The following is an 8,495-nucleotide window of genomic DNA, read 5'->3' as shown; positions in this document are numbered from 1 at the left end:
GCATCGCCGCCGGCCTCCGCCGCAACGCCCGCGACCCCCACCGCCCACTCGAACTCCTCGGCCTCGGATGATCACAAACCGGACGTCATCCGACTTACGCCGAAGCCCTGGATCAGTGGGTGAGAGGGTATCGACTGGCCAAGGCGCGTTCATTCCTCTCCGGAGTCGGACGCAAACCGCTCCATGCACCGTCTGTGCCATAAAATAGTCACCACAACGGCGAAGCGGTTCTAACTGCCGCCACAGCGAAGTTCACGGAGACATCGGCTTCTCGGAGAAAGGCGGGAGCCAGCCGGCCGTGGTGTATCCGCGCGGGCGCACTGGTCCGTGCAGGCGAGCCGGAGTCGATCCGGTTGCGATGGCGTTGTAAGGAAGGCACAGCTCTCTGCATACCGAGGCAGACGTGGCGACACCCGGTAAGAGGATGACATGACACTTCCGGACTCATTCCCGACCGCTCGAGAAAGTGGCCGACCAGATCGAAGGGACATGGCTGAAGTACCTGCCCTGCACCTGCAAAGGGCTTTTAGGTGGCAGGCAATACTTCGAATCGCCATCGTTATTGCACTCACGGCAGACTTGGCAGTGTTTCCGCCGTCCGAGCAGATGCAGATTTCGGTGACTCTGGCTGCCGTCTACGCTCTATGGACCTTTGGAATGCTCTGGGCGTCGTGGAGATCGCGCAGGCCATATCCGTCTTGGGTATATCCACTGGTCGACCTGGCTTTACTCACCGCATTGATAGCAATTTCCGGCGATTTTTCTGACCCGAACTGGAGCTCGCCGGTATCTGCTGACATTTTTCTCTTCATACCCGTCCTCGCCTCATTCCAGATGAGGCCGGTTCTTACTGCGGCATCTGGAGTGCTCGCAGCGGCGAGCTACGCCGTCGGTACTGCCGTCGGCCATCTACATCAGCCGTACTGGAATTTCATACTCATGCACACCCTGTTCATTCTTGTGGTGTGCGCAGGCTGTGTGCTTCTGTCGGATGTCCAACAGCACAGGGTGAGGGCGATAAGAGATTTGGCGGAACATCGCCTGTGGCTGCTGGACCGGATCATGGCGACGGAGGAGAGGGAACAGCGCAAAATTGCGGAAGTGCTGCACGACGGCGCATTGCAGAACGTTCTGGCGGCCAGGCACTCCATCGACGAAGCAGCATGCAGCCCCGGGGCGACCGATGCGCTGCAACGTGCCGATCAGGCTCTTGCCGCAGCAAGCAAGCAGCTCCGCTCGTCGGTACGAACCCTGCATCCTGAAGTCCTCGTGTCAGGAGGCCTGGTGCCCGCTCTGCAGCATCTGACTCAACAGGCTTCCGAGCGCGGGAGATTTCACGGAGAGGTTCGGTCCAGCATAACGTCCGCAGGTTCTGCAGATCGGCCACTCTACTGGCTGGCTCGCGAAATCCTGGAGAATGCCGTGAAGCATGCGCAGGCAAATAATGTCATTGTAACCTTGCAGCAGCATGATTCAGCGAGTGTTGAACTCTCGATTTCTGATGACGGTGTAGGTATATCTCGCGAATGCTTGGCCAGGAGTCTCTCGTCAGGCCATATCGGGATCGCTTCGCACCGTGCGCGAATCGAGGGCTTGGGGGGTGTTTTCACCCTCCGAAGAAATGCATCCGGCGGTACGACGGCCGAAGCCGTTGTACCAGTGGAATGAGCGACGGTTTCTTGCATCGCAGTCTGCAGGGTGACGTAGCGATCATTCCAGCAGGCCTCGGCGCATGGCTTCCGCAACCGCTGCGGCGCGATCCGACACCTGTAGTTTCTCGTAGAGGTGCTGAGCGTGCGTCTTGACCGTGCTCGTACCGAGGATCAGCTCTTTGGCGATCTGCGGAATGCTGAGTCCCCGGGCCATACCGTTCAGGACCTGACTTTCCCGCTCACTGAGGGTCGGAGAATTCTGGGATCGCCTCATGCGGATTTCGTCGGCCAGCCCTCCTGTCACTTCGGGTGGCACGACAGTCTTACCCTGTGAGATCGCTCGTACCGCTTCCACGACTTCCGAGCGTTTGCTGTCTTTGGTCAGGAACCCCGCAGCTCCTTCTTCCAATGCACGGTAGACAGAGGAGCTGTCGGTGAAAGCGGAGAGCATGAGAACTCGTGTGTCGACTCGGTCCCGGACCAGGGCGTGAAGCACTGCGATTCCGTCGAGTTCAGGCATGCGCAAATCCAGCACGGCGACTTGTGGAATTTCTCGGCGAATGATCTCCAGCGCATCCCGGCCGTTCTCCGCCTCGGCCACGACATCAATGAACCCACTTAGTTGCAGCGCGCGTGAGATGCCCTCGCGAAACAGGGGGTGATCATCGGAAATTACCACTCGGATGCGAGGAGGGCTTGGCGTTGCCACGGCAATCCCGACCTTTCGTCTGCGCTTTTACTGCTTTACGATCGCCGGCAAGTTTTCGATGACTCTTACTAAGGTATATGAGCCCCTGCTGCCGGGCCATGCGTGGCTCGTTGCCGTAATGCAGGGAGACATGAGGGGGTCACCGCCGGGTCCTCAGCGGGCGGCGACCGTCTCCCGCCGTGCGGTGGCCCGGGCCGCCGTGGAACCGAACATCGTGATCGTCACGACGCCCAGCATCGCCAGCAGACCGACCCCTGCCGTTCCGGACCAGCCGGCCACATGGAAGGCAGTGGCACCCACCGTGCTGCCGACGCTGGAGCCGATGTAGTAGGCGGACTGGTAGAGGCCGGAGGCCTGGGCGCGACCGTGGGTGGCGGTCCTGCTGACCGTCGAGGCGGCGACCGCGTGGCCGGCGAAGAAGCCCGCCGTGATCAGGACCATGCCCAGCAGGACCAACGGGAGAGTGCCACGGAGGGAGATCAGCAGACCCGCCGTCGTCGTGGCGGCCGCCAGGCAGAGGGCGCCCCGGCGGCCCAGGCGGTTCACCAGCCGGCCCGCTGCCGACGCCGAGACCGTACCCACCAGGTACACCAGGAAGACCGAGCCGACGATGCCCTGGGGAAGCGAGAAGGGGGCGTCGGTCAGGCGGTAGCCGATGACCGTGTAGACACCGCCGAACACCGTCATGAACAGTGCGCCGATCGCATAGAGGCGGCCCAGCAGTGGGTCGGTGAGGTGGTCGCGGACCGTGCGGGCAAGCGTGCGGGGGTGCAGGGAGCCCGCCTTGAAGTGCTTCGGTGCCGGCAGCAGCAGTCGGAAGGCCACCGCACATGCCACCGCGATCACGCCGATCACCCCGACGGCCACCCGCCAGCCCCACTCCTGGGCGACCCAGCCGGTGACGACCCGGCCGCTCATGCCGCCCACGCTGTTGCCGGCCACGAACAGGCCGATCGCCGTGACCAGGGCCTTGGGGCGGACCTCCTCCGCGAGGTAGGCCTGTGCCGACGCCGGCAGGCCGGCCAACGCGGCGCCCTGCAGCGCCCGCAGCACGATCAGCGCGCCCAGCGACGGCGCGAACGGCACCAGCAGGCCGACCATCACCGCGACCGCCAGCGATGCCGTCATCACCGTGCGCCGCCCGAACCGCTCCGACAGAGCGCTCATCGGCACGACGAACACCGCCAGCCCGCCCGTCGCGGCCGCCACCGTCCAACTCGCCTCGCTCGCCGTCGCCCGGAACTCCCCGGAGATCAGGGGCAGCAGCGCCTGCGTGGAGTACAGCAGGACGAAGGTCGCGGCACCCGCGAGGAAGAGGGCGAGGTTCATCCGGCGGTAGCCGGGACCACCCGGCGCCATCCGGGAATCGGATGCGGCGGTGGACACCTCGGAATCGGTGGGAGACATGCTTTGACTGTAGGAATCACCCGATCCATCCGTCTAATGAACGAAATCTTCATAATCGTTCCCATGGTGCATCAGTACGGGTCACAAGGTCGCCTTTCGTGAACGAGTGACGCAGAAGACAGCGGGAAGAGCGCCCGGAGGGTCCCGCCACCCGTGGCGGGTGCCCGGTCAGGCGGGCTGATGGAGGAGGCGCTCGATGCACGATTGGATCTTGGTGAGGAGTCCGATGACGGGTTCGTTGTCGCGGATCGTCCTCCGCACGTGGGTGTCACCGTTCTGGCGTGTTGCCAGTTCGCGCAGACGCTGGGTGTAGAGCCCCTCGAGGTACAGACGCATGTCGTCGAGGGCGTCGGCCAGGGCTGTTGCGTGGGCGGTCCGTTCGTCGGCCTGTGGCGCGCTCAGGGCTGCGGGAGCGTGTGTGCCGTAGTCAGAAAGCCCTGGGATGAGGGCTGCCTGCTGTGTGGAGTGAGCGGTCAGGGCGGTGAGATGTTCCATGAGCGTGGCCAGGGCGGCGAGGGTGGTGGAGGCATCCGAGACGGCCCTGGGGTCGTGGCCGGGCTCCCGGCGCGCGTGCTGCTGTGAGGTCTGGGCCTTGGCCAGGATGCTTTCGGCTCTGCGGCGGGTCCGGTCCGTCGAGGGGCTGCGGGGGTGGGTCAGCCGGTTCAGCGCCGCGTCCAGGTAGGCGGCGACTGCCCGGGTCGCTTCGGTGGTCTGTTCGGTGAGGCGGTCGTGGTCCCAGATGGGCCACAGCAGGTAGCCGCCGAGGAGTGCGGCGGCGCTGCCGAGAACGGTCATGGCGATTCGCTCGAGGGCGGAGCCCCAGTCGCCTGGCTGGGTCACGTCGCCGATCAGCAGCACCAGCGGGGTGCCGAAGACGACCCAGAAGGCGTAGTTGACGGGCCGCAGGGCAAAGCCGGCGCTGATGACGGCGAACAGCATGACCGCGAGGAGGGCGGGCTCCTTGACTCCGGCGATGATCAGGGCGGCGCAAGTGCCGCCGACCAGGTTGCCGGTGATGCGCTGGCCGGCGCGTTCGAGGGTGGCGCCGTACTGGGGGCGCAGGACTCTCAGGACGGCCAGGGTCGCCCATTCGCCGTGCGGAAGGCGAGCCCCCCATACCAGGGTGAACACGGCGGCGGCGACGGCTGTGACGCGTAGGGCGTGGCGGTAGGCGGAGGAGCTGAATGTCATGGCCGCGCGCAGGCGTGCCGCGTCGAAGGGAGCCTGCGGGGCTGGAGCCGGGTGGATGCGCGTGCCGGCCGCGCCTCGAAGGGTGCGGGCGTGATGGTGCGCGGTACCGGTCGCGGTGCGGATGCGGGCCAGCAGCCGGCGCTGGCGCCCGGCCTTGGCCATCGCGGGGTAGGGCTCCTGCCCGGTGGCCGTGCGCGAACGCAGCCTGTCGCAGGCGAGGGTGAGCGTCGCCATCGCGTCGGCCATGTCCTTCAGGGAGGTTTCGTGGCCCGGGCGGCGGGTGAGCAGGCCGGCCACCTGGGCGATCTGGTCGGCCAGCGCCCGGCTGGCGGCGGTGAACGGCTGGAGAACGGCCTGGGGCGGGGTGCCGGTCTCCGCGAGCGCCGCGGTGAGGTCGACCAGCACGGATGCCTGGCGCAGCAGCGGGGCGACGAGAAGGGCCAGATACTCGTCGCCGTCCGGGCCGTGCAGTCCCTGCGCTGCTTGTTCCGCTCGCCGCAGTGCGGCCATTGCGCGTGCGTGGTCGCCGCCCGGCTGGTGGGAGGTGGCGGCGATCCGATCGAGGTGTCGGCCGGTCTCCCGAAAAGGCTGGGCGACAGCGGCCAGCACACTTCGCAGACGGGGCGCAGGGGTGAGCAGACCGGTGGCAGCGGCGTACCAGAGCCCTCCGGCCAGCACGAGGAGGACGGCACGCACGGTTCCCACCGCGTCCGAACCGGTCTGTCCGGCGCCTGCCAGCAGGGCGGTTGCGGGCATCGTGCCCAGGCGGGCCACCGTCCCATGCACCGCCTGCCCCATCGCGGCGAGGAAGACCAGCGCCATGAGCAGGGCCAGGGCAAGCGGGAACAGACCGGTCACCAGTTCCCCGGCCCAGAAAGCGAGCGCGTTGACGGCGCCGGCCACAGCCAGACCCGCGGTCCGCTGCCCGCGGGGGCCGCCCTTGTTGGTGAACGCCGCCACATACGCGCCCAGGCACGCCAGCGCGCCCGCCGCAGGATCACCGGCCGCCACACCCACCAGCAAGGGCAAGCCGACGGCCACCCCGTTGGTCAGTCCGGCGAGGGCCGCAGGCCTGCTGCCCGGGACCGGCTCGAACAGACGGGCCCAGCTCCTGTGGCCGGTCAATCCCGCTGGAACCGGCCCATCAGCACCGCCCGCTCCACGACATGACCCTCCATCGCCTCCTCCACCTCAGGCCGCCCGGCGGAGGGCGGCAGGTCCAGGACGGTGTCCAGCGCGTAGAGGGTGAAGAAGTACCGGTGCGGGCCGTCACCCGGCGGCGGTGCCGGACCGATCCAGGTGTTGGTCCCCCTCGTGGTGACCCCCACCACCCCCACCTGCCCGTCGCCCTCGGAGATCCCGCGCTGCCCCGCCGGGATGTTCCACACCACCCAGTGATCGAAATTCCCGTCCGGCCGCCGGTCCCGCGGCACATCGGGATCATGCACCACCAGCGCCAGACTCGCGGCCCCGACGGGCACCGCATCGAACTCCAGCGGCACCTGGGACTCACCACCGTCCACTGAATACTCGACGGGGATCCAGTCACCGTCGCGGAACGACGGACTCTCCATCCTCATGTCGCCATACTCCGCCGCACCGGACAAACAGGCCTGTTAGGCGCCCCCGCCTCGGCCGGGACGGCTGACTGATATCCGGATCCGCCGGCGGTGGATGATCCGGGCTGGTGGGCGCACTCCCCCGCCAGGAAACCCGCAGGTCAGCCGTATCGGGGCCAGCCACCGTCACCGTTGCGACCTTTGGAATTTCCGGCAGGGGCGTGGTCCACTGGCCTGGGGGCCGGCCGCCGCCAGGCCGTCGGCACAACAGCCACGGGGACCTTGCATGAAGGACCACGAGCACCGGCACGGCCACGCCAGAGACGGCGAAACCCACGACGGGCACAGGCATGGCGTGACCGCGGACGCGGACCGGCGATGGCTGAGCCTTGCGCTGACCCTGATCGTGGCCTACATGTGCGGCGAGGTAGTCGTGGGTGTCCTGGCGCACTCGCTGGCGCTGATCTCAGACGCCGCGCACATGCTCACCGATGCGGCTTCCATCGTGTTGGCCCTTGTGGCGATGCGGTTGGCCAGCCGCCCCGCGCGCGGCGGCTACACCTACGGCCTCAAGCGAGCGGAGATCCTCTCAGCGCAGGCCAACGGCGTCACCCTGCTGGTGCTGTCAGCCTGGCTCGCGTATGAAGCGGTGCGCCGGCTGATCGCCCCGCCCGAGGTCACCGGCGGCCTGGTCGTGATCACGGCACTCATCGGAATCGTGGTCAACATCGCAGCGGGCTGGGCGATCGCCAAGGCCAACCGTTCCTCGCTGAACATCGAAGGTGCCTACCAGCACATCCTGACCGACCTGTACGGGTTCATCGCCACCGCCATTGCCGGCGCCGTCGTACTGCTGACGGGATTCTTCCGCGCGGACGCGATCGCCTCGCTGTTCGTCGTGGTGCTGATGCTCAAGGCCGGGATCAGCCTGGTCCGCCAATCCGGGCGAATCTTCCTGGAGGCCGCCCCGGCCGGCCTCGACCCTGACATCCTCGGCGGCCGCATGGCCGCCACTGAACAAGTCGTCGAGATCCACGACCTGCACATCTGGGAGATCACCTCCGGTCAGGCCGCTCTCTCCGCGCACGTCCTGGTCACCCCAGGCGGTGACTGCCACGCCGTACGCCGAGCCCTTCAGCTGCACCTGCGCGAGGCATACGGCATCAGCCATGCCACCTTGCAGGTCGACCACCTCGGCGAAGACCGCACCGGCACCGACCCTCTCCTGCACATCACCACCCGCCCGGACGGCAGCGCCAAGGACGGCGGGGAGCCGCCGCAAGAGGAAGACATCCACGGCCCAGTCCACCGCCCCGGTCCCCACACCCCCTGACCCGCCGAGGCGCGCCCGTTCTTGTGGGCGAGCGCAGGCTACCTGTGTCCTTAGAGTCAACACAGGTTTATCTGATCCCCGTCTGTGGAGCTGGTGCAAGACCTCGACGGAGTACTCCGGACGGGCAGTCGGCGACGAAGCAGAAACCCTCACGGCACGAGCCGTAAGAATCCCCCTCCTTCAGGAGGGGGAGAAGTCAAGAGAAAGACAGCCTGCCTCGGGGCGAGTTACTTGGGCCTGCGTTTGCGCGAATGTCACTCGCTGCAATTCCCATCGCTCCGAAAGCAGCGAGTGAACTGAGCTGTCCTATCAGCACTGGACTCGGCACCTCGCGGAAGGTTTCTCCCGCGAGGTGCCGAGTTCTGGGGACTCTTCAACGATCAGCCCTGAGTGCCGCCCTGGGTGTTGCCGTTGCCACCACCCTGCGTACCGCCCTGGGTGTTGCCGTTGCCACCACCCTGCGTGCCACCCTGAGTGTTGCCGTTTCCGTTGCCCTGGGTGCCGCCCTGGGTGTTGCCGTTGCCACCACCCTGCGTGCCACCCTGAGTGTTGCCGTTGCCGTTGCCCTGGGTGCCGCCCTGGGTGTTGCCCATGCCACCACCCTGCGTACCGCCCTGGGTGTTGCCGCGGCCGCCACCCTGCGT

The 8,495-nt window shown here is 66.9% G+C and carries 7 protein-coding genes; 2 read left to right on the top strand and 5 right to left on the bottom strand.

Annotated features, from left to right (window positions below):
• The first annotated feature begins 489 nt into the window (after positions 1-489).
• Entirely contained in the window at positions 490-1,668 is a 1,179-nt protein-coding gene (locus ACIQTP_RS33220; RefSeq protein ID WP_403407008.1) for a sensor histidine kinase, read from the top strand.
• A gap of 42 nt (positions 1,669-1,710) precedes the next feature.
• On the opposite strand, the gene ACIQTP_RS33215 is transcribed toward ACIQTP_RS33220, so the two are convergent.
• The 4 genes from ACIQTP_RS33215 to ACIQTP_RS33200 all read right to left on the bottom strand — a co-directional run bounded on the left by ACIQTP_RS33215 (position 1,711) and on the right by ACIQTP_RS33200 (position 6,539).
• Positions 1,711-2,331, bottom strand: a complete 621-nt coding sequence (locus tag ACIQTP_RS33215; RefSeq protein WP_403407021.1) for a response regulator — start codon at positions 2,329-2,331, stop codon at positions 1,711-1,713.
• A gap of 183 nt (positions 2,332-2,514) precedes the next feature.
• A complete protein-coding gene (locus tag ACIQTP_RS33210; protein WP_403407006.1) occupies positions 2,515-3,768 on the bottom strand; it encodes an MFS transporter in 1,254 nt (417 codons plus the stop codon).
• Positions 3,769-3,936: 168 nt separating this feature from the next.
• Positions 3,937-6,084 carry an FUSC family protein gene (locus ACIQTP_RS33205; RefSeq protein ID WP_403407004.1) on the bottom strand — a complete coding sequence of 716 codons (2,148 nt, stop codon included), beginning with the start codon at positions 6,082-6,084 and terminating at the stop codon, positions 3,937-3,939.
• Positions 6,081-6,539, bottom strand: coding sequence for a YbhB/YbcL family Raf kinase inhibitor-like protein (locus tag ACIQTP_RS33200; protein WP_403407002.1), 459 nt, complete (start codon positions 6,537-6,539; stop codon positions 6,081-6,083). The genes ACIQTP_RS33205 and ACIQTP_RS33200 overlap by 4 nt, the downstream gene beginning before the upstream one ends.
• 265 nt (positions 6,540-6,804) lie before the next feature.
• Between ACIQTP_RS33200 and ACIQTP_RS33195 the strand changes: the two genes are divergently transcribed.
• Positions 6,805-7,851, top strand: a complete 1,047-nt coding sequence (locus ACIQTP_RS33195; protein ID WP_403407000.1) for a cation diffusion facilitator family transporter — start codon at positions 6,805-6,807, stop codon at positions 7,849-7,851.
• A gap of 380 nt (positions 7,852-8,231) precedes the next feature.
• Here ACIQTP_RS33195 and ACIQTP_RS33190 read toward each other — a convergent pair.
• The coding region (locus ACIQTP_RS33190; protein WP_403406998.1) for a hypothetical protein at positions 8,232-8,495 on the bottom strand (264 nt) is incomplete at its 5' end.

This window comes from Streptomyces sp. NPDC090798 (genome assembly GCF_044768965.1).
In the GTDB taxonomy this organism is placed as follows: domain Bacteria; phylum Actinomycetota; class Actinomycetes; order Streptomycetales; family Streptomycetaceae; genus Streptomyces.
Note: the sequence above shows the minus strand (reverse complement) of the source record. Positions and strands in the feature narration are given on the sequence as shown.